Source organism: Agrococcus phoenicis (genome assembly GCF_047302415.1).
Lineage (GTDB): Bacteria > Actinomycetota > Actinomycetes > Actinomycetales > Microbacteriaceae > Agrococcus.
On the sequence record NZ_CP154854.1, the window covers coordinates 656735 to 677020 of the forward strand.

General features: G+C 72.7%; 17 protein-coding genes and 1 pseudogene. 10 read left to right on the plus strand and 8 right to left on the minus strand.

Annotated features, from left to right (window positions below; all coding sequences use genetic code 11):
- Window positions 1-36 precede the first annotated feature (36 nt).
- From AA0Z99_RS03180 to AA0Z99_RS03195, 4 genes and pseudogenes are all read left to right on the plus strand, one after another.
- Entirely contained in the window at window positions 37-1479 is a 1443-nt protein-coding gene (locus AA0Z99_RS03180; RefSeq protein ID WP_413319380.1) for a GuaB1 family IMP dehydrogenase-related protein, read from the plus strand.
- Window positions 1480-1595: 116 nt separating this feature from the next.
- A complete protein-coding gene (locus tag AA0Z99_RS03185) occupies window positions 1596-2918 on the plus strand; it encodes a hemolysin family protein (protein ID WP_413319382.1) in 1323 nt (440 codons plus the stop codon).
- Window positions 2915-3955 carry a hemolysin family protein gene (locus AA0Z99_RS03190; protein WP_413319384.1) on the plus strand — a complete coding sequence of 347 codons (1041 nt, stop codon included), beginning with the start codon at window positions 2915-2917 and terminating at the stop codon, window positions 3953-3955. The genes AA0Z99_RS03185 and AA0Z99_RS03190 overlap by 4 nt, the downstream gene beginning before the upstream one ends.
- 131 nt (window positions 3956-4086) lie before the next feature.
- Window positions 4087-4833: pseudogene (locus AA0Z99_RS03195) on the plus strand (glycosyltransferase 87 family protein); the annotation flags it as partial.
- A gap of 294 nt (window positions 4834-5127) precedes the next feature.
- Here AA0Z99_RS03195 and metX read toward each other — a convergent pair.
- Window positions 5128-6372, minus strand: coding sequence for a homoserine O-acetyltransferase MetX (gene metX / locus AA0Z99_RS03200; protein ID WP_413319386.1), 1245 nt, complete (start codon window positions 6370-6372; stop codon window positions 5128-5130).
- A gap of 25 nt (window positions 6373-6397) precedes the next feature.
- Window positions 6398-7729: a bifunctional o-acetylhomoserine/o-acetylserine sulfhydrylase gene (locus tag AA0Z99_RS03205; RefSeq protein ID WP_413319388.1), complete on the minus strand. Its 1332-nt coding sequence runs from the start codon at window positions 7727-7729 to the stop codon at window positions 6398-6400.
- A gap of 182 nt (window positions 7730-7911) precedes the next feature.
- Between AA0Z99_RS03205 and AA0Z99_RS03210 the strand changes: the two genes are divergently transcribed.
- On the plus strand, window positions 7912-8700 hold the full coding sequence (locus tag AA0Z99_RS03210) for an SDR family NAD(P)-dependent oxidoreductase (protein ID WP_413319389.1): 789 nt from the start codon (window positions 7912-7914) through the stop codon (window positions 8698-8700).
- 345 nt (window positions 8701-9045) lie between these two features.
- On the opposite strand, the gene AA0Z99_RS03215 is transcribed toward AA0Z99_RS03210, so the two are convergent.
- Together AA0Z99_RS03215 and AA0Z99_RS03220 are read right to left on the minus strand one after the other, a co-directional pair.
- Window positions 9046-10482, minus strand: a complete 1437-nt coding sequence (locus AA0Z99_RS03215; protein ID WP_413319391.1) for an MFS transporter — start codon at window positions 10480-10482, stop codon at window positions 9046-9048.
- 109 nt (window positions 10483-10591) lie between these two features.
- Entirely contained in the window at window positions 10592-12172 is a 1581-nt protein-coding gene (locus AA0Z99_RS03220; RefSeq protein ID WP_413319393.1) for a DUF222 domain-containing protein, read from the minus strand.
- A 106-nt stretch (window positions 12173-12278) separates the two neighbouring features.
- Here AA0Z99_RS03220 and AA0Z99_RS03225 point away from each other — a divergent pair, with 106 nt between their 5' ends.
- The 5 genes from AA0Z99_RS03225 to AA0Z99_RS03245 are packed head-to-tail and all read left to right on the plus strand — an operon-like array spanning window position 12279 to window position 15352.
- Window positions 12279-12839 (plus strand): YceD family protein, encoded by a 561-nt coding sequence (locus tag AA0Z99_RS03225; RefSeq protein ID WP_413319395.1) that lies wholly within the window; start codon window positions 12279-12281, stop codon window positions 12837-12839.
- A gap of 3 nt (window positions 12840-12842) precedes the next feature.
- Complete coding sequence (gene rpmF / locus AA0Z99_RS03230; RefSeq protein ID WP_072313798.1) at window positions 12843-13046, plus strand: 50S ribosomal protein L32; 204 nt, start codon at window positions 12843-12845, stop codon at window positions 13044-13046.
- A 25-nt stretch (window positions 13047-13071) separates the two neighbouring features.
- Window positions 13072-13782 (plus strand): ribonuclease III, encoded by a 711-nt coding sequence (rnc, locus tag AA0Z99_RS03235; RefSeq protein WP_413319397.1) that lies wholly within the window; start codon window positions 13072-13074, stop codon window positions 13780-13782.
- 9 nt (window positions 13783-13791) lie between these two features.
- Window positions 13792-14688, plus strand: coding sequence for a bifunctional DNA-formamidopyrimidine glycosylase/DNA-(apurinic or apyrimidinic site) lyase (mutM, locus tag AA0Z99_RS03240; protein ID WP_413319399.1), 897 nt, complete (start codon window positions 13792-13794; stop codon window positions 14686-14688).
- Window positions 14689-14719: 31 nt separating this feature from the next.
- The gene (locus AA0Z99_RS03245) at window positions 14720-15352 is read left to right on the plus strand and encodes a DUF2461 domain-containing protein (RefSeq protein ID WP_413319401.1); all 633 of its coding nucleotides are present in this window, start codon (window positions 14720-14722) and stop codon (window positions 15350-15352) included.
- A 64-nt stretch (window positions 15353-15416) separates the two neighbouring features.
- On the opposite strand, the gene AA0Z99_RS03250 is transcribed toward AA0Z99_RS03245, so the two are convergent.
- Genes AA0Z99_RS03250 through AA0Z99_RS03265 form a run of 4 tightly spaced genes read right to left on the minus strand, consistent with a single transcriptional unit; the run spans window position 15417 to window position 20196 of the window.
- Window positions 15417-16865 (minus strand): aldehyde dehydrogenase family protein, encoded by a 1449-nt coding sequence (locus AA0Z99_RS03250; protein WP_413319403.1) that lies wholly within the window; start codon window positions 16863-16865, stop codon window positions 15417-15419.
- A 42-nt stretch (window positions 16866-16907) separates the two neighbouring features.
- Window positions 16908-18011, minus strand: a complete 1104-nt coding sequence (locus tag AA0Z99_RS03255) for a GNAT family N-acetyltransferase (protein WP_413319405.1) — start codon at window positions 18009-18011, stop codon at window positions 16908-16910.
- Window positions 18008-19090: an N-acetyltransferase family protein gene (locus AA0Z99_RS03260; RefSeq protein ID WP_413319407.1), complete on the minus strand. Its 1083-nt coding sequence runs from the start codon at window positions 19088-19090 to the stop codon at window positions 18008-18010. The genes AA0Z99_RS03255 and AA0Z99_RS03260 overlap by 4 nt, the downstream gene beginning before the upstream one ends.
- Entirely contained in the window at window positions 19087-20196 is a 1110-nt protein-coding gene (locus AA0Z99_RS03265; RefSeq protein ID WP_413319409.1) for a hypothetical protein, read from the minus strand. Before AA0Z99_RS03265 ends, AA0Z99_RS03260 begins: the two co-directional genes overlap by 4 nt.
- Window positions 20197-20286: the final 90 nt, after the last annotated feature.

Genomic DNA, 20286 nt, shown 5'->3' on the forward strand with positions numbered 1-20286 from the left:
GCGGATGCCCCGCCGGACCGCGAATACGCTGGAGCCATGCGATTCATCGACGACGTCCCCGAGCACGACCTGACCTACTCCGACGTCTTCCTGGTCCCCAGCCGCAGCGACCTCGGCTCGCGCATGAGCGTCGACCTCTCGCCCGACGACGGCACGACCGCGACCCTCCCGATCGTCGCCGCGAACATGAACTCGGTCACCGGCCCGCGCATGGCCGCGACCCTCGCCCGCCGCGGCGGGCTCGCGGTGCTCACGCAGGATCCGCCGCTGGAGCAGACCCGTCGATCCATCGACTGGGTGAAGGCGCAGCCGATCGGACTCGAGTCGCCGCACGTGGCGAGCCCCGAGGACGTCGTCGCCGAGGTGCTCGAGCGCGTGCCCGCGATCGCCGGCCACTGCGTCGTGGTCGAGGACCAGGAGGGCGGGCTGCTCGGCGCGATCCCGGCGGAGCGGCTCGCGTCGGCGCTGCCGGACGCCGCGCTCGGCGACCTGCTGCACTCGCAGCTGCCGCAGCTCGCGCCGGCCGACGTCGTCGACGGGCGCGCGATGTTCGCCGCCCTCGAGCGCGAGGGCGTCACGGTGGCGCCGGTCGTCGAGCGCGGCCGGTGCGTCGGGGTCGCCTCCCGCCTGGGCGCGCTGCGGCTCGACATCTACCGGCCGGCCGTGGACGCATCCGGTCGTCTCAGCGTCGCGGCAGCCGTCGGCATCAACGGCGACCCCGGAGAGAAGGCTGCCGCGCTGGTGGGCGCCGGTGCCGACGTGATCGTCGTGGACACCGCGCACGGCCACCAGGGCGGCATGCTGCGCGCGCTCGAGGGCGTGCGCGCGGCGATCGGCGATGCCGTCCCCGTCGCGGCCGGCAACGTCGTCTCCGCCGACGGCGTGCGCGACCTGGTCGCGGCGGGCGCATCGATCCTGAAGGTGGGCGTCGGCCCCGGTGCCATGTGCACGACGCGCATGATGACGGCGGTGGGCCGGCCGCAGTTCTCGGCGGTGCTGGACACGGCGGCGACGGCGATCGAGCTGGGCGCTCGCGTCTGGGCCGACGGCGGCGTGCGCTACCCGCGCGACGTGGCGCTCGCGCTCGCCGCCGGCGCGTCGAGCGTGATGGTCGGCTCGTGGTTCGCGGGCACGATCGAGGCGCCCGGCAGGCTGCAGCGCGATGAGCGCGGCCGCCTCTACAAGGAGTCGTGGGGCATGGCCTCCACGAAGGCGGTCGTCGGGCGATTCGGCGGTCTCGACGCCTACGAGCTGGCGCGCAAGACGCTCTTCGCCGAGGGCATCTCCTCCTCGACCATCCTGCTGGACCCGCAGCGCCCCAGCGTCGAGGACCTCGTCGACATGATCACCTCCGGCGTGCGCTCGTCCTTCACCTACGCCGGGGCATCGTCGGTGCCGGAGTTCCGTGAGCGCGCGCGCGTCGGCGTGCAGTCGGCCGCCGGGTACGAGGAGGGCAAGGCGCTGCCGGTGAGCTGGTGACGGGAGCCCTGGAGTCGGCGCTGCTGCCCGACTGCGGACGCGAGGGCTGGATTCGGTAGGATTCCCCGCGTGAACGACGACTCCAGTCATAGTCCCGAGCCGGATCCGATCCGCTGATGGACATCATCCTCATCTCCATCGGCGTCATCCTGACGATCGGAACCGGCCTCTTCGTCGCCAGCGAGTTCGCGCTGGTGAACCTCGACCGCGCGGATGTCGAGGCGCGCCGCGATCGCGGGGAGAAGCGCCTCGACGGCACGATCAAGGCGCTCAAGCAGACCTCGACGCACCTCTCGAGCGCGCAGCTCGGCATCACCCTGACGACGCTCCTCACGGGCTACACGATGGAGCCCGCGATCTCGCGCCTGCTCAGCCCGGTGCTCGTCTCCTGGGGCCTCTCCGAGGGTGTCGCCGGCCCGGCGTCCAGCGTCATCGCCATGACGGGCGCGACGATCCTCTCGATGATCATCGGCGAGCTCGTGCCCAAGAACCTCGCGCTCGCGAAGCCGCTCGGCACGGCGATCGGCGTCACGCCGTTCCAGCGAGCGTTCACCGCGATCTTCAAGCCGGCGGTCCTGACCCTCAACGGCTCCGCCAACGGCATCCTGCGCTCGATCGGCATCGAGCCCAAGGAGGAGCTCTCCGGCGCCCGCACGGCTGAGGAGCTCTCGACGCTCGTGCGCCGCAGCGCCATGGAGGGCGCGCTCGACGCCGACGCGGCGACGCTCCTCTCGCGCACGCTGCGCTTCTCGGAGCTCACCGCGGGCGACGTGATGACCCCGCGCCCCCGGGTCGAGGCGATCGAGCGCGGCGACTCGGTCGCCGACCTCGTCACCCTCGCGCACGCGACCGGCTTCTCCCGCTTCCCCGTGATCGACGGCGACCTGGACGAGGTGATCGGCATCGCCCACGTCAAGCAGGCGATCTCGGTGCCCCGCGACCGCCGCGCCGACGTGCCCGTCGCCGCGATCGCCGAGGATGCGCACCGCGTGCCCGACTCGGTGCACCTCGACGCGCTCCTGTCCGACCTGAAGGAGAGCGGCTATCAGCTCGCGATCGTCGTCGACGAGTACGGCGGCACCGCAGGCATCGCGACCCTCGAGGACCTCGTGGAGGAGGTCGTCGGCGAGGTGGCCGACGAGCACGATCGCCTGCACGTCGACGTGATCCACGGCCCGGGCTGGACGACCTTCCCGGGCGAGCTGCGGCCCGACGAGCTGCGCGAGCGCGCCCGCATCGAGATCCCGGAGGACGGCCCGTACGAGACCGTCGGCGGGTTCATCATGGCCGAGCTCGGCAGCCTGCCCGTGGTCGGCGACACCGTCGCGATCGAGGGCGGCACGCTGCGCGTGGAGCGCATCGACGGCCGCCGCGTGGACCGCGTGCGGCACATCGCCGCGAGCGACGCGAACGCCGAGACGACGGAGGTGGAGCGATGAACGACTGGCTGGGCATCATGTGGCTCGTCATCCTGCTGGTGGCGAACGCCTTCTTCGTCGGCGCAGAGTTCGCCGTCATCTCCGCCAAGCGCAGCCAGATCGAGCCGCTCGCCGATCGCGGCAACGCGGCGGCCAAGCTGGCGCTGTGGGCGATGGAGCACGTCTCGCTCATGCTGGCGATGTGTCAGCTGGGCATCACCATCTGCTCGCTCCTCATCCTGAACGTCTCCGAGCCGGCGATCCACCACCTGCTCGAGGGCCCGCTGTCCTGGACGGGCCTCGCACCGGAGGTCGTCTCGGTCGTGGCGTTCGTGATCGCGCTGCTGCTGGTCACCTACCTGCACGTCGTGCTGGGCGAGATGGTGCCGAAGAACGCGGCATTCACCGTCCCCGACCGCGCGGTGCTGCTGCTCGCGCCGCCGCTCGTGCTCATCTCCCGCATCTTCAAGCCCGTCATCTGGGTGATGAACGCGGTCGCCAACGGGATCCTGCGCCTGTTCGGGGTGCAGCCGGTCGACGAGGCGGCGAGCGCCTTCACGATCGACGAGGTCGAGACGATCGTCGAGACCTCGAAGCGTGAGGGGCTGCTGTTCGACCCGACCGGCGCCATCAGCCGCACCTTCGAGTTCACGGCGCGCCGCGTGCGAGACGTGGCGCTGCCGCTCGACGACATCGTGACGCTGGCTCCCGGGGCGACGCCCACCGACATCGAGGCGGCGGTGCGCGAGCGCGGCTTCTCGCGCTACGTGGTGACGGACGCCGAGGGCACGCCGAGCGGCTACGTGCACATCAAGGACGTGCTCGGGGCCGACGACGCGCACGCCGACCTGCCGGTGCCGGCCAAGCGCATCCGCCAGCTGGCCTCGATCTACCAGGATGCCGAGGTGGAGGACGCGCTCGCGCTGATGCGCTCCACCGGCGCCCACATCGCGCGCTCGTTCGACGAGCAGGGGGAGACGACGGGGCTGCTGTTCCTCGAGGACATCATCGAGGAGCTCGTCGGCGAGGTCCGCGATGCCACGAGGCGGCTCTTCTGAGGCCATCGCGCAGCTGGGCGTGGCTCGCCTTCGGCGGCGTGCACGCCCTGCTCGCGATCCTGAACATCCCGAGCGTCTCGGACGCGTACGGCGACGTACGCACCGTGTACCCGTTCTGGGTGCAGCAGAGCATGCAGGGCGGCTGGCTCGGGATCGACGTCGAGTGGGTCTACCCGCTGCTGGCGTGGGTGCCGATCCTGCTCTCGAGCGTGCTCGGCACGGATGCGCTGCCGCTCGTGTGGATGCTGATGGTCACGGCGCTCGACGCGGTCGCGTTCGCGCTGCTGCTGCGCATGCCGAGGGGTCATGTGCTCGCGTGGGTGTGGCTGGGGCTGCAGCTCGCGCTCGGGCCCGTGGCGCTCGGCCGCATCGACACGGTCGCCGTCGCCGTCTGCATCATCGGCCTCGTCGTGCTGCGAGGGGGGCGCACCGGTTGGGCGGCAGCGGCGTTCACGATCGCCGCGTGGATGAAGGTGTGGCCGGGCGTGCTCTACCTCGCGATGCTGATCGCGCGGCGAGAGCGGGGGAGGATCCTGCTCGCCGGAGCGCTCGTCTCGGCCGCCGTGCTCGCGGTCGCGGCGCTGCTGGGATCGGAGCACGCGCTCTCGTTCCTGTTCCAGCAGGGTGATCGCGGCCTGCAGATCGAGGCGGTCAGCGCGACGCCCTTCATGTGGCTCGCGGCCTTCGGCGACGGCTCGGTCTTCTTCGACCGGCAGATCTACACCTTCCAGATCGACCACGACGGCGTCTCGCTGGTGGCCGACCTCGCCACGCCCGTGCTCGTCGCGACCGTCGCCGCGCTCTGCCTGCTGGGCGCGATCGCGGTGCGGCGCGCGCACCGGCGCGAGGCCATCGTCTGGCTCGCCGTGGCCCTCGTGGCGGCGCTGATCGTGACGAACAAGGTGGGCTCGCCGCAGTTCGTGCTCTGGCTGACGCTGCCGGCCCTGCTGCTGGCAGAGGCCGGCGCGCGACGCCATTGGATCGGCGTCGGAGCGATCGGGGCGGTCGCGCTGCTCACGCAGCTGCAGTTCCCGTGGTCGTACGAGTGGCTGGTCATCGCCGATCCGATGGCGGTGCTCCTGCTGACGCTGCGCAACGCGGTGCACGTCGGGATCCTCGTCGGCGCGATCGTGATGCTGGTGCGGGCCGCTCGCCGCGGCCCCTTCGCGCTCTCAGCCGATGAGCGACGCGAGCAGCTCGCCAACGCGGCCCGACTCGATGAGGAAGGCGTCGTGGCCGAAGCCGCTCTCGAGCACGACAGGCTCGCTGCCGGAGGCGCTGGTGGGGATGCCGGCGGCGAGCCGACGCTGATCGGCGACCGGGAAGAGCCGATCGCTCGAGATCCCGACGACGAGCGTCGGTGAGCTGATCCGCTCGAGCGCGGCCTCGACGCCGCCCCGACCGCGTCCTACGTCGTGCGTGGTCATCGCGTCGACGAGCCGCACGTAGGAGCCGGCGTCGAAGCGGCGGGTGAAGCGGTTGCCGTGCACGTCGAGGTAGGACTCGACCTGGAAGCGCCCGCCGGCGAGCGGGTCGACGCTCGACTGCCACTCGCGCCGGAACCGCTCGTTGAGCTCCTGCTGCGAGCGGTAGCCGAGCATCGCCATGCGCCGGGCCAGCGCGAGGCCGCGACCGGGACCCGCGTGGCCCGGCAGGTCGTAGAAGTCGCCGCCCAGCCACCCTGGGTCGCTCATCACGGCCTCGATCTGCAGCGTGTTCTGCGCGATCTGGTCGGCGGAGGTGGCGGCGTTGGAGGCGAGCAGCGCCGCGCTGCCGACGCGCTCGGGGTGGGTGATGGCCCACTCCAGCGCGTGCATGCCGCCCATCGAGCCGCCGACGACGGCATGCCAGCGGGCGATGCCGAGCCTGTCGGCGAGCCGACGCTGCGCCTCGACCTGATCCCGCACCGTGACGCGCGGGAACCGCGATCCCAGCTCGACGCCGTCGTTCCCGAGAGAGGCGGGGCCGGTCGTGCCCTGGCAGCCGCCGAGCATGTTCGGTGCGACGACGAAGTGGCGGTCCGTGTCGATCGCGAGCCCGGGGCCGACCACCTCCTGCCACCAGCCTGCGGTCGGATGCCCGGGGCCGGCGGGCCCGCGCACGTGGCTGTCGCCGGTCAGGGCGTGCAGCACGAGCACCGCGTTGCCGCGGGTCGCGTCCAGCGTGCCCCACGTCTCGTAGGCGACCACGGCATCCGCGATCGTGCCGCCGGCTTCGACGTCGAGGTCGCCGATGCGCGCGAAGCGGCGGTCGCCTGGGTCGTCGCCCGGCCGCCAGGCGCCGGTGACGGGCACGGGGGCCCGCTCTGAGCCGAGCCAGGCACCGGGCGCCGCACCGTGGCCGGAGCCGAGCTCTGCCAGGCGAGCGGCGGGCACCCTCGAGGCCGGCTGCGCGTCGTCGCTCAGCTGCCAGTCCACGGGTGCCCGCTCTCCGCCGGGGTGATCAGACGGCCGCCTCGACCGCTGCGGCATGCGAGGCCCGGGCCTTTGCGGCTGCCGCCTCGAGGCCGCGACCGAGGTCGGCGATCAGGTCGTCGACGTGCTCGATGCCGACGGAGAGGCGCACGAGGCCAGGGGTGACGCCGGCCGTCAGCTGCTGCTCGGGCGTGAGCTGGGCGTGCGTCGTCGAGGCGGGATGGATCACGAGCGAGCGCACGTCACCGATGTTGGCGAGGTGGCTGAAGAGCTCGAGCGCCTCGACGAGGGCCTTGCCGGCCTCGACGCCGCCGACGAGCTCGAACGAGAGCACCGCGCCGGTGCCGCGCGGGGCGATCTGCTCGCCGCGCTCGTGCCAGGGGCTCGAGGCCAGGCCCGCGTAGTGGACGCCGGCGACCTGCGTGTGCGACTCGAGGTACTGCGCCACCGCCGTGGCGTTCGCGACGTGGCGGTCGAGGCGCAGCGAGAGCGTCTCGATGCCCTGCAGCAGCTGCCACGCGGAGTCGGGGGAGGCGGATGCGCCGACATCGCGGAGCAGCGTGACGCGGGCCTTGATGATGTAGGCGATCGCGTCGCCGAGCGCCTCGGTGAACGTGACGCCGTGGTAGGAGTCGTCGGGCTCGGTGAGTCCGGGGAACTTGTCGGACTGCGACCACGCGAAGCGGCCGCCGTCGACGATGGCGCCGGCGACGACGGAGCCGTGGCCGCCGAGGAACTTGGTCGCCGAGTGGACGACGATGTCGGCGCCGTGCTCGAGCGGGCGGATCAGGTAGGGCGTGGCGATGGTGTTGTCGACGATGAGCGGCAGGCCCGCATCGTGCGCGACGGAGGAGACGCCGGCGATGTCGAGCAGGTTGATGCGCGGGTTGCCGATCGTCTCGGCGAAGACCGCCTTCGTGTTCGGGCGGATGGCGCGGCGCCACTCGTCGAGGTCGTCCTGGTCCTCGACGAAGGTCACGTCGACGCCGAGCTTGCGCAGCGTGAAGTGGAAGAGGTTGTAGGTGCCGCCGTAGATCGACGAGGAGGAGACGATGTGGTCGCCTGCGCTCGCGATGTTGAGGATCGCGTACGTGGTGGCCGACTGGCCCGAGGCGAGCAGGAGGGCGGCGCTGCCCCCTTCGAGCGCCGCGAGGCGCTGCTCGACGACGTCGTTCGTCGGGTTCATGATGCGCGAGTAGATGTTGCCGAACTCGGCGAGGCCGAACAGGCGCGCGGCGTGGTCGGCGCTGTCGAACACGTAGGAGGTGGTGCGGTAGACCGGCGTGATGCGGGCATTGGTCGTCGGGTCGGGCTGCGCGCCCGCATGCACCTGCAGGGTCTCGAACTTCCAGTCGCTCATGGGGTCTCCTTGCTGGGCCTGGTCGCGCCAGGGATGAGGTCGTGGCTCCAGCCTGCGACGGCGGGCCGCGGATCGCCAGAGGGGCGCGTCGCACGGCGTAACACTGCGTCGACGACGCGCCGTCGCGACGCGCCATCCGCGCCCGAGTGGCGAGATCTGATCTCTTTTGCTTGCATGGCGCTATGAGCGAGAAGCGGATCATCGTCACGGGAGCATCGAGCGGCATCGGCGAGGCGGTGGCGCGGCAGGCCGTCGCGCGCGGTTGGGAGGTGCTCGCGGTCGCGAGGCGCGCCGAGCGCCTGGAGGCGCTCGCGGCCGACATCGGCTGCCGGACCTTCGCCGCCGATCTCACCGACGAGGCCGCCGTCGCGGCCTTCGCCGAGGCGGCGGCGGAGTTCCGCCCGACGGGGCTCGTGCAGGTCGCGGGCGGCGCCAAGGGTGCGGCCGAGCTCGCCGAGACGTCGATCGACGACTGGCGCTGGATGTTCGAGGCGAACGTCATCGGCACCAAGCGCGTGATCGACGCGGTGCTGCCGCTGCTGCGCGCATCCACCGAGCCCGGTCCGGATGGCGCTGCGCGCTACGCCGAGATCATGGTCGTGACGTCGATCGCGGCCACCGTCGCCTACCCGGGCGGCTCGGGGTACAACGCCGCGAAGTCGGCTGAGAAGCAGCTCGTGGACGTGCTGCGGCTCGAGCTCCACGGCGAGCCCATCCGCGTGATGGAGGTGGCGCCGGGCATGGTCTGGACCGAGGAGTTTTCGCTCGTGCGCTTCGAGGGCGACCAGGAGAAGGCGGATGCGGTCTACAAGGACGTGCAGGATCCGCTCTCGGCCGACGACGTCGCCCAGGTGATGACCGACATCCTCGCGCTGCCGGGCCACGTGTCGATCGACGAGACGATCATCAAGCCCGTCGCGCAGACGCACCCGTGGAGGGTCTTCAAGGGGCCGCTGCGCGCGAAGGGCTGACCCGCCTGCGTGCCCGGGCGAGCAGCGCCGCCGGTCACACCAGCAGCTCGCGCAGGGGCGTCCAGCCGACCGGCAGCGGGGCCGCGGATCCCAGCGCGCTCGCGATCGGCGGCGGCCGACCAGTCCTGCGCAGCTGCCGCACCGGGCTCGGCGACCGCGCCCTGCGCGATCCATGCACAGCGCGACGGCGTCGACCCAGCGCACGCCGTGCACGGGGATGCCGTCGCGATGGGCGAGCGTCCTGCGCGCGGGCCGGTACGGCTGCAGGAGCACGATGCGCTCGGCGCCGGTGCGGGCGTCGCGCTGCCGCAGCTCGCCGCCGGGGATGTCGATGAGCTCCAGCGCTCAGCCCTCCGCGGCGACCGGCGTCGGCACCGGCTCGGGGTCGGCGAAGGCGAGCTTCGGCACCGCGACGAGGCCGACGGCGGCGATGAGCGCCGTGACGCCGCAGATGATCCAGACGACGATGTAGCCGCCCAGGCTCGCGGCGGTGCCGATCGCGCCGACCGCGAGCACGATGGCGAAGATGGATGAGGCGAAGGAGCCGCCGATGGTCTTCGTCGTGTTCGTCATGGCGGTCGCGACGCCTGTCTGACCGCGGGGCGCTGCCGCTGCCGCCGCCGCCGGCAGGGCGCCGACGAGCGCACCGGAGCCGAGCCCAGCGACGGCCATGCACGCGAAGACTTGCCAGACCTCCAGGTGGAAGGGCACCAGCAGCAGGTAGCCGACGCCGACGAGGGTCGCGGCGACGATGAGCAGCAGGCGCGGGCGGACGCGCGCCGAGAGGATGGCGAGCGCGGCGGCGCCGACGATCAGCGAGAGCAGGTAGACGCCGATGAGGATCGACCTGCCGCTCGCGTCGAGGCCGAGCCCGTAGCCGAGCGCGGGATCGGTGCCGGCGTAGGTGGCGAGCGGCGTCTGGGCCCCGAGCAGGCTCACGCCGATGAGCCCCGCGGTGAGCTGCACCGGCCACATCTCGGGCCGGCGCATGACGCGCAGGTCGATCGCCGGGTCGTCCTTCCCGAGCACCCAGCGAGCGAAGGGCAGCAGCAGCGCGATGCCGATCGCCATCACCGCCCAGCCCCACCACGCCTCGGGGCCGCCGATCTTGAGGAAGGTGAGGCCGGAGGTGATGGTGAGCAGCGAGAGCGCGAGCAGCACGAAGCCGCCGGCATCGAGCTCGCGGCCCGGGAGCGGTTCCGACTCGGGCACGCCCCAGAGGATCGCGAAGAAGCACAGCGTCACCATCGCGGCGGGGAGCATGAGCGTCGGTGCCATGGCGTCGCCGAACGCCCCGAAGGCGACGGCAGCGCCGAGTGCGCCGATGATGGCGCCGGCTTGGAGCGCGACCACGAGGAGGCCGGCGGCGCGACGGGTCGCGGAGGGCGCGACGCCGGTGCGGCGGCCGCGGTCGAAGATGAGGGCCACCTCCAGCGGCAGCCAGACGGTGTACGCACCCTGGAGCGAGAAGGCGATGAGGTAGCTCCAGAAGTCGCCGGAGAACGCCATCCACCAGCTGGCGCCCGCGGTGATCGCGGTCGAGAGCAGCAGCATCCTCTTGTGGCCGTGCATGTCGCCGAGCTTCGCCAGCACCGGCACCATGAGCGCCGAGAGCAGCAGCTGGCCGGCCTCGAGCCAGTTGACGTCGGCATCGGTGACGCCGATGTGGCGCGCGATGTCCGGGGTGAGGGTCACGTAGTAGCCCTGGAGGACGCCGCTCGTGAGCTCGACGCACACGAGCCAGCCGATGAGTGCAAGGGGCACCGGGCGCAACGCTGTCACGGATGCATCATGACACCGATGTGGCAGAGATCCTCACGTTCGATCGTGCGCTGGTCGAGGTGGGTGCGCGCGGCGCTCGCGCTCACTCGCGAGAGGTGCAGGCGAGGCGTCAGCATTGCCGTGGGCTTGCGCTGGCATCGCTGCCAGCACCCCATGTCACTGGCTCCGGTGCTCGTTCGCGGAAGACGGGCCCGGTCTCCGGTGGTTCGTCGACGTACGTCTTGCCGGTGGGTGAGGTGAAGGCGAGCACGCCGGGTGCGCGCTGTGTCACCTTCCATCGTCTGGCACCGGAGAGCTGCGTGCCCTTCAGCGTGTGGTGCCGCCTGCAGAGGTGGGCGAGGTTGAGCATGTCGGTGGTGCCGCCCTCTGCCCAGGGGATGGTGTGGTCGAGGTCGCTGCGGTGGGCGCGCTGGCCGCAGCCGGGCCATCTGCAGCGTTGGTCGCGGGCTCGGAGGAGCCGCTGGAGGGGCTTGGTGGGCGTGTAGGTGTCGACGGCGGTGACGTGGCCGGTGAGCGGGTCGGTGAAGAGCCTGGTCCAGGCGGAGGAGCGCTCGGCGAGACGCCGGGCGGTCACGGGGTCGACGGGGGCGCCGGTGGAGAGGCGCGCGACGCCGGCGTTGCGGCGTTCGACGTTGCTGAGATCGTCGGCGTCGTCGCCCTCGTCGTCGCCGGTGAGGACCTCGGCGGGCATGATGATGCTCACCTCTGCGCGGATGGCGTCGAGGGTGACGCCGGTCGGGTCGGCGGTGAGGAGCAGGTCGCACATGAGGTCTGCTCGCAGCTGGGCGAACGTGCGTGGGTCCTCGTCCTTGCCCTCGCCGCTGCCGGTGGCCGCGCGAAGCGTGGCCTTGGCCATCTGCGTGAGCCGGTCGTGGGTCGCGGCGACCAGCACGGTCGGGGCGATGAGCTCCAGCCGCGACATGCCGTCGTCGAGCTCCTCCTGGAACACCCCGCGGCGGTCACGGGCCGTCCTGTGTCGGGCGGCGAGGGGCCGCTCCAGGTGCTCCTCGAGCGCTCGGCGGGCGATCGCGCGGAGCCGCCCCGGCGTGGTCTGCTCGGCATGCGGAAGCAGCGCCTGCTCGAACGCGGCGCGCCCTTCGGGGTCTTGGATGGCACTGCCGATCTCGGCGATCACGGCGACGTGGCCGCGGTGGATGCGCGCCGCACCCCACGCCTCCAGCGTCGCTGGCCACGCGGTGACCTGCTCCATGGCGTGCCCGATGTCGGCCTCGATCGTGCGGTCGCTGCGCCGACCCATCAGCGCCAGCTCGCACGCGACGTCGCGGACACCGACGCCAGGGTCGAGATGCTCCTCGAGCGCGTCCTGCACCGCCACGTGCCCGATGCCGGCGAGGAACCGCACCCGCATCGCTTCCAGGCTCGCGATCGCCGCATCGATCTCCACCACCGCACGCATCGCAGACTCCGCCACATCACGACCCGCGACCGGAGCGGCCGGGAGCGGTGCGCTCGATGCGACGACCGACCGCTCCGCGGGCGAGTCGAGCGGGTGCGCACCACCGCGCAGCCACGTCGGCCCGTCGAGGACGTCGGGAGCGAACGGCACCGGCACGCGATGCGGCGGTAGCTGCGGCGGCATATCGGGCGTCAGAAGCGGCGGCAGCTGCGGCACGGCAGCGGACGAGACCGCGCCCTCCGGCTCCTGCTCGTGCACCGCATCCGTCGTCATGGGCGAAGTGTCACACGAGCCACTGACACGGCTGCACCGGCACGACGACCTCCGGCGCGGACCGCCGCTGGCCGGTGCCGTCGGTGGTCGCCGGTACGATGGATGCATGCCAACCCCCCACCCGTTCGTGATCTCTGTGCGCGACATCGTGCGCAGGCCGGGCGAGATGCGCGAGGTCATCACGACCGCTCCCTTCGGCGAGAAGGTCGGCGAGGGCCTGGCAGCCGTGCTGCCCGATCAGCCGGTCGACCTGGTGCTGCGCCTCGAGAGCGTGCACGAGGGGATCCTCGCCACCGGCACCGCCGGAGTGACGGCCCTCGCCACGTGCGCGCGGTGCCTCACGGAGTTCGACCTCGACCTCGATGTCGACTTCCTCGAGCTCTTCACGTATGATGGTGCGTCGGAATCGGACTACCTCGTGGTCGACGAATCAGTCGACATGCTTTCGGTGGTCCGGGACGCGGTCGTGCTGGCGCTGCCGTTCCAACCGGTCGACCGACCGGACTGCTCTGGGCTCGACCCTGAGACAGGGGAGCGGCTCGAGCCTGGCACCGATCACGTGCCGGCGGAGACCATCGATCCACGATGGGCTGCGCTCCAAGGATTCGCACAAGACGTAGCCGACGACCAGTCGGATGATGACGCCCAGGCGTCGAAGAAGGAGTGAGCAATGGCTGTTCCCAAGAGGAAGATGTCGCGGTCGAACACCCGTGCGCGCCGTTCGCAGTGGAAGGCCGAGGCCCCGAAGCTGGTCAAGACCGTCGAGGGCGGCAAGACCGTCTACAGCCTCCCGCACCGCGCGAAGGTGGTCGAGGACTCGGCCGGCACTCCGCTGTACATGGAGTACAAGGGCCGCAAGGTCGCCGACGTCTGATCCCTCTGACGAGGATCGCCGTCGCATGACGGAGCACGCGGCATCACCGGCGCACAGCCGACTGCTCGAGCAGCTCGGGGTCGACATCGACCCCGAGCTTCTCGCGTTGGCACTGACGCATCGCTCATGGGCCTATGAGCAAGGCGGCGTGCCGCACAACGAGCGCCTCGAGTTCCTCGGCGACTCCATCCTCGGCCAGGCCATCACGATCGAGCTCTACCGCCGTCACCCCAGCGCGCCCGAGGGGCAGCTCGCGAAGCGCCGCGCCGGCGTCGTCTCGACCGTGGCGCTCGCCGAGGTCGCTCGCGGCATCGGCCTCGGCCAGCACATCCTGCTCGGCAAGGGCGAGGCGGCCTCCGGCGGAGCGGACAAGCCGTCGATCCTCGCCGACACGATGGAGGCGGTCTTCGGTGCCGCGTTCCTCAGCGCCGGGCACACCGCATCCGCCGAGCTCGTGCTCCGGCTCGTCGGCCCTCTGCTCGACGACCCGGGCCGCGCGGGCGCCGCGCTCGACCCGAAGACCGCGCTGCAGGAAGTCGCTGCCGCGCAGGGGCTGGGTGCTCCGGCCTACGCGATCGAGGCTGAGGGTCCGGATCACGCGCGCTCCTTCACCGCGACGGTGCTGATCGACGATGCAGCCGTCGCCACGGGCACCGGCTCCAGCAAGAAGGTGGCGGAGATGGCCGCCGCGCTCGCAGCGCACGAGCAGCTGACCGCGGGCGCGCAGCAGCCGTGAGGCACTGACGTGCCGGAGCTGCCAGAGGTCGAGGTCGTCAGGGCCGGCCTCGCCCCCGCGGTCACCGGCGCGCGCATCGACGCCGTCGAGGTGCTCGAGCCGCGCTCGATCTCGCGACACGGCGGCGACGCCGCCGACTTCGAGGCCGCGCTCGTCGGCCGCGCGCTCGACGCGCCGGCGCGGCGAGGCAAGTTCCTCTGGGTGCCCATCGCTCCCGCCACCAACGGGGGCAGGACGGATGCGCTGCTCGCGCACCTGGGCATGTCGGGTCAGCTGCTGGTGCGGGAGCCGGGCGCCGCTCCCGACCGCCACACGCGGATCCGGCTCCTGCTCGACCATCCGGAGCACGGCCAGCTCGAGCTGCGCTTCGCAGACCAGCGCATCTTCGGCGGGCTCGCCGTGCGGCCGCTGCAGCACGCGGGCAGCGCTGCGGCGGTGCCCGACCAGGCCGCGCACATCGCGCTCGACCCGATCCACCCCGCCTTCGACGCATCCGCCGTCGCCCGCCGCCTGCGGCTGCGCCGTCAGGGGGTGAAGGCCGCCCTGCTCGACCAGCAGCTGGTCTCGGGCATCGGCAACATCTACGCCGACGAGGCGCTGTGGCGCAGCCGGCTGCACTACGCGACGCCCGGGCAGCGGCTCACGCAGGCGCGGGCTCTCGGCCTGCTCGCCGACGTGCGCGACGTGCTCGACCAGGCGCTCGCCGAGGGCGGCACCTCGTTCGACGCGCAGTACGTCAACGTCAACGGCCAGGCGGGCTACTTCGAGCACTCGCTCAACGCCTATGGCCGGGGTGGGCAGCCCTGCCGCCGGTGCGGGGCGATCATGGTGCGCGAAGCGTGGGCGAACCGCGGCTCGACGCGATGCCCGCGGTGCCAGCGGCGGCCGCGCGGCCTCGACGTCTGAGCGGCCGCCGTGCCGGTCGTAGGCTGGCTCGATGGTCTTCACCGGATTCTCAGCAGAGGCCTTCGCGTTCTACCGCGACCTCGAGGCCAACAACGAGCGGGCGTGGTGGCTCGACAACAAGCCGCGCTACGACGCGCACGTGCGGGCACCCTTCGAAGCGCTGGCCGAGGAGCTCGAGCCGATCGCGAGCACCGTCAAGGTGTACCGGCCCTACCGCGACGTGCGCTTCAGCCACGACAAGACGCCCTACAAGACGCGCCAGGGGCTCTTCGCGCAGCGGGCGCCGGGGATCGGCTGGTTCCTCAACCTCGACGCCAGCGGGGTCTCGCTCGGCGGCGGCTTCTTCGGCGACGCGAGCCTCACGAAGGCCTACCGCGCAGCGGTCGAGGCGGTCGGGCCCGGCACCGAGCTCGAGGGCATCCTCGAACAGCTCGAGGGCGCTGGCTACGAGCTCGGCGGCGAGCAGCTGAAGACCGCGCCGCGCGGCGTCGATCCGGCGCACCCGCGCATCGCGCTGCTGCGCTACAAGTGGGTGATGGCGCGGCGCCACGTCGACGAGGCGGATGCGCTGGGCCCGGAGCTGCTCGATGCGCTGTTCGACACCGTCGAGGAGCTGCAGCCGATGGTGCGCTGGGCGGCGGAGCACATCGCGCCGAAGCGGTGAGCCTTCGAGACGCGTGCGCCTGCGGCGCGCGCTCCTCAGGCAGCGGCAGGCGGCCGTGCGGGAGTCAGCCCAGGATGCGCTGCACCAGCTCGCGGCGCCACTGCTGATCGAAGGGCGGGTAGATCAGGCGCAGCGTGTCGATCGCGGTCGGCTTCAAGAGCACGGGCTTCCGGTGGCTGAACGCCTCGAACGACGCCTTGCCGTGGTACGCGCCCGAGCCGCTCTCGCCCACCCCGCCGAAGGGCAGGTTGCCGGCGCCCACGTGCGCCACGGCGACGTTGACGCCCACCGCGCCCGATGAGGTCTCGCGCTCGACGCGACGCACCGCATCGGCGTCCCTGGCGAAGACGTAGAGGGCGAGGGGCTTCTCGGCGCCGCGCATCGCGGCGATGAAGCCGTCGACCCCGTCGACGGGCAGCACGGGCAGGATCGGCCCGAAGATCTCCTGCTGCATCGCCGGCGCACCCTCGACGACGTCGGTCAGGATGGTCGGCGCCATGTAGCGCGCATCCGCGTCGACCTCGCCGCCCGTCACGACCGTCGCCCCGCCGAGCAGGCCCGAGAGCCGCTCGACGTGGCGCTGGTTGACGATGCGACCGTAGTCGGCCGAGGCGCGGGCATCGCCCAGCTGCTCGGCCGTCGCCCTGCGCAGCTCGGCGACCAGCGCCGCCTCGACCTCGCGGTCCACCAGCACGTGATCGGGTGCGACGCATGTCTGGCCGGCGTTCAGCCACTTGCCCCACGCGATGCGGTCGGCGGCCACCGCGAGGTCGGCCGAGCGGTGCACGTAGACGGGGCTCTTGCCGCCCAGCTCGAGGACCGTGGGCGTGAGGTGCTTCGCCGCGGCCGCGGCGACGATGCGCGCCACCGTGCCGTTGCCGGTGTAGAAGATGAGGTCCCAGCGCTCGTCCAGCAGCGCCGTCGTCTCCTCGACCCCGCCCTCGACGACCCGCACGGAGCGCGCATCGAGGTAGGCGGGCACGAGCGCGGCGAGCAGCGCCGAGGTCGCCGGCGCCACCTCGCTCGGCTTGATCGCGACCGCGTCGCCGGCGGCGATCGCACCGATCGCAGGTGCGAGCGCCAGCTGCAGCGGGTAGTTCCACGGCGCGATCACGAGCGCGGCGCCGAGCGGCTCCGCCACCGTCTTCGCCAGCGCCGGCTGCAGGGCGAGCGGCGCGACCACGTGCGTCGGCGCCATCCAACGCCGCAGGCTGCGCCGGGCCGCGCGCGCCTCCGCGACGAGCACCCCGATCTCGGTCAGGTGCGACTCGATCTCGCTCTTGCCGAGATCGGCGGCGAGCGCCGCCTGCCACTGCGACACGTTCTGCAGCAGCATGCGCACGAGCGCGTCGAGCTGCTGCTCGCGGTAGGCGCGCGGGCGCGTCCTGCCGCTCGTCACGGCCTCACGGAGGTCGGCGGCGATGCCGGTGACGGCGGGCGCGGTGGGCGCCTGCTCGGCGCGGTCGGATGCGGTGGTGCCGCGGGGGCCGGAGGTCGCGTCGGTCTCGCTCATGGCCTCATGCTCGCAGGTCGCGCCGACCCTCGACTGTGCGGCTCAACCGGGGGAGGGCGCGTCCGCGAGGCTGCGCTGCCAGCCGCCCTCCGCAGCGACGGGCCGGAATCCCAGCGCCTCGTTCACGCGCAGCATGGGGCGGTTCTCCTCGGCGTTCCAGGTGATGATGCGCGTGCGGTCGGGGTGCAGCCGGCCCAGCTGCAGCAGGTTCTCGGCCTTCACGAGCATGCCGAGGCGGTGGCCGCGGTGATCGGTGCGCACGAGCGTCTCCTCCTGGAAGGCGGGCCTGCCGGGCTCCGGCAGCAGCAGCACCGTGAAGGCGACCGGCACGCCGCTCTCGCGGTGCAGCGCGACCGCCTGCAGCGGCGTCAGGTGCGCCGCCTCGTGCTGCCGCTCGACGCGCTGCAGCCGAGCGGCGTCCCACTGCTCCTCGTCGACCTCGAGCCCGGCACGCGGTGCGTCCGTCGCCATGCGCGCGTAGAGCGCGGCCATGCCCTCCTGCAGCTCCGGCGGCGTCGCGCCCCGCCACGACCGCACCTCGTAGGCCTCGCCCGCGTGCGCCAGCGCATCCGCCCGGTGCCCTTCGAGCGACGCCCTGGCCGCCTCGACGTCGAGCTCGGAGACCCGCTCGACCTGCTCGAGGGCGTAGCCCATCGACGCGAGGAGCCGCGACGGGGCGTCGGCGGCGACGACGCCGGTGCCGCTGCGGGGGCTGATGGCCGGCTGGCCCTCGGTCGGCACGCGGTGGTCGGCCCACACCTGCACGGTCGTGGCGCCCAGGCGTGCCGCCTCGACCTCGACGCGCTCGGCGATCGCGCGGCCGATGCCTCGACTGCGCGCATCGGGCACGACCCAGGCAGAGGCGTAGGCGACGCTCGCGCCCTCCTCGCGATTGATGGAGACGATGCCGCGGCCGACGTCGCGCCCGGCTTCCGAGACGAGCCACCGGCGCGTGATCGCGTCCTGGCCGAGGCGCAGGCTCGCGACGATCTCCTCGACCGTCGAGTCGCCGCGCTCGTCGCCCCAGAAGTGCTGGGAGACGCGGTTGGAGGTCGTGACGTAGCGGGCGATGCGCGTCAGCGCCGGCTCGTCGAAGGCATCCTCGGGCGCCGTGATCGCCGTCCACTCGAGCATCGGGGTCGTCACGTCGCGTCCTTCCGCTGCCAGGCGCCCTCGTCGAGCACGCGCCGGAACCCGAGCGACTCGTTGACGGCGAGCATGTGCACGTTCTCCGCGGCGTTCCAGGTGCGCACGATGGCGTCGGGTGCCGCGACGAGCAGCGCTTCCAGGTTCGCCGCCTTCACCAGCATGCCGAGCCGGTGCCCGCGGTGCTCCCCGTGCACGAGCGTGTCGTGCTGGTACCAGGCGGCGGAGTCGCCGGCGCTCACGAGCGTCGTGAACGCGACCACCGCATCGGTCGCCTCGTCGACCGCGATGGCGCGCAGGAGCGTGCGACCGCCCTCGACCTGGGCGTCCTCGTAGGCGCGGAGGCGCTGCGCATCCCAGCGCTCGGGCTCGTGCTCGAGGCCGGCTGCCGGGGCGTCGGTCGACATGCGGGCGTGCAGGGCCGCGAGCGCGTCGATGCGCTCCGGCGGGGTGCGGCCCTGCCAGCGCTGCACGCGGTAGCGCGGCAGCGCCCGCTGCTCGGCGGTCGCGCGATGCTCCGCGAGCGCCTCGGTCGCATCGGCGACCGCGAGCTCGCTCATGCGCTCGACCTGCTCGAGCTCGAATCCGTAGCGCTGCAGCAGCCGCACGGCTGCCGTCTCGGCCGGCACCTCGCCGACGCCGGTCGGCGCCCGCAGCACGGGCCCGGGCGCGGGGTGATGGTCGACCCACGCCTGGAAGGTGGTCGCGCCCTGCGCGCGCATGCGGCCCAGCATGTCGTCGGCGAGCGCCGTCGCGACGCCCCGGCGACGCGCGTCGGAGCGCACGAGCACGTCGACCTCGGCGATCGTCTGCGCCTCGAGCAGGCTGCGGGCGGCGTAGCCGCGCCCGACCGGCTCGCCGTCGAGCAGCGCGAGCGGCCGCAGGGCCTCCTCGACGCCCCGCTGGTTGCGCCACTGCGCCCACGCCTGCCGATAGCTGAAGGCGTGGCTGGCGTCACCGCCGAAGAGCTCGACCACGACGGCGTTGCGCACGTCGACGTACGCGCGCAGCAGCCGCGCCCCTTCGCTCTCGTCATCCCAGCGCTCCGGCGTCGGCACCTGCACGATCTCGATGCTCATCCTGTGACGTTCCGCTGCCAGACGCCCTCGTAGGCGACGGGTACGAAGCCGGTCGCCTCGTTGACGGCGAGCATGTGGCGGTTCTCCTCGGCGTTCATCGTCACGACCCGCGGATGCGTCGGGTGGTGCTCGCGCAGCTGCACCAGGTTGGCGATCTTCAGGAGCATGCCGAGCCCGTTCCCTCGGTGCGCGCGCGTGACGATCGTGTCGTGCTGCCGCGCGACGTCGCCGCTGCCGATGAAGAGGGTCGTGAAGCCGGCGAGCTCGCCGGAGGCGCGGTGCCGCGCGACCACGGTGCGCATCGTGCGACCGCCGGCCGTCTTCTGCCGCTCGAACTCCGCCAGGCGCTCGTCGCTCCAGGACTCGGCCTCGAGCGCGAGGCCTCCGACCGGCGCGTCCACCGACATCGCCTCGTGGAGGGCGCGCATGGCGGGGCGGTGCTCGGCCGGAGCGGGGCCCGACCACGCGATCGTCTCGTAGCCGGCGGCCGCGGCGCGCCCTGAGGCATGCGCCCAGCGCTCATCGAGGGAGGGGTGATCGGGGGAGCCGTCCCGGCGCTCCAGCAGCCGCACGTCGGCGACGCTCATGCGGTAGACCTGCTCGAGCCGGTAGCCGCGGGCGAGGAGCGCCGCGGCCTCCGGCTCGTCGGGGTCGGCGCCGCCGAAGCCCGTCGATGCCGAGACCGCGCCGGTCGGGCCGGCGGGGGATCCGCCCATGAGCGTCGTGCGGCCATGCTCGGCGGCGATCCGCTCGGCATCGTCGACGAGCGCGTCGATCAGCGCGCGGCGATCCCCATCCGGCAGCCCTGCCTCGACCGAGACGCCGTGGTCACCGACCTCGGTCGACTCGAGCATGGGCAGCCAGAGGCTCGACGAGGCGATGACCCGCCCGCCGTCGCGCACCACGCGCTTGACGTGGCGCTCGGCCGCCGACGGCTGCCAGGCGGCGAGCCGCTCCTCGGCGGTGAGGCTCGCGAGGCCCGCACCGTAGCGCTCGACGCCGATGCGCTCGCCGTGCTCGTGGGCAGCCCGGAAGCCGGCGCCCGCAGCGCTCTGCTCGTCCGGCGCGGCGGGCAGGGCGAGGTCGTCGATCGTGAAGGCGTGCATGGGTGCTCTGCCGCTCGCGCGAGGCACCGTGCCTGCGGGCAGCCTTGCAGCGTAGAACAGCGCGTGCCGTGCGCGCAACGCGGAATCGCC

Excerpts from the sequence above, each read along its gene's own strand:
- AA0Z99_RS03250 (WP_413319403.1), bottom strand. The coding sequence starts at position 16,865 with ATGAGCGAGACCGACGCGACCTCCGGCCCCCGCGGCACCACCGCATCC.
- rnc (WP_413319397.1), top strand. The coding sequence starts at position 13,072 with ATGACGGAGCACGCGGCATCACCGGCGCACAGCCGACTGCTCGAGCAG.
- AA0Z99_RS03225 (WP_413319395.1), top strand. The coding sequence starts at position 12,279 with ATGCCAACCCCCCACCCGTTCGTGATCTCTGTGCGCGACATCGTGCGC.
- AA0Z99_RS03265 (WP_413319409.1), bottom strand. The coding sequence starts at position 20,196 with ATGCACGCCTTCACGATCGACGACCTCGCCCTGCCCGCCGCGCCGGAC.
- AA0Z99_RS03185 (WP_413319382.1), top strand. The coding sequence starts at position 1,596 with ATGGACATCATCCTCATCTCCATCGGCGTCATCCTGACGATCGGAACC.
- rpmF (WP_072313798.1), top strand. The coding sequence starts at position 12,843 with ATGGCTGTTCCCAAGAGGAAGATGTCGCGGTCGAACACCCGTGCGCGC.
- AA0Z99_RS03205 (WP_413319388.1), bottom strand. The coding sequence starts at position 7,729 with ATGAGCGACTGGAAGTTCGAGACCCTGCAGGTGCATGCGGGCGCGCAG.
- AA0Z99_RS03220 (WP_413319393.1), bottom strand. The coding sequence starts at position 12,172 with ATGACGACGGATGCGGTGCACGAGCAGGAGCCGGAGGGCGCGGTCTCG.
- AA0Z99_RS03180 (WP_413319380.1), top strand. The coding sequence starts at position 37 with ATGCGATTCATCGACGACGTCCCCGAGCACGACCTGACCTACTCCGAC.
- AA0Z99_RS03260 (WP_413319407.1), bottom strand. The coding sequence starts at position 19,090 with ATGAGCATCGAGATCGTGCAGGTGCCGACGCCGGAGCGCTGGGATGAC.
- AA0Z99_RS03190 (WP_413319384.1), top strand. The coding sequence starts at position 2,915 with ATGAACGACTGGCTGGGCATCATGTGGCTCGTCATCCTGCTGGTGGCG.
- AA0Z99_RS03245 (WP_413319401.1), top strand. The coding sequence starts at position 14,720 with ATGGTCTTCACCGGATTCTCAGCAGAGGCCTTCGCGTTCTACCGCGAC.
- AA0Z99_RS03210 (WP_413319389.1), top strand. The coding sequence starts at position 7,912 with ATGAGCGAGAAGCGGATCATCGTCACGGGAGCATCGAGCGGCATCGGC.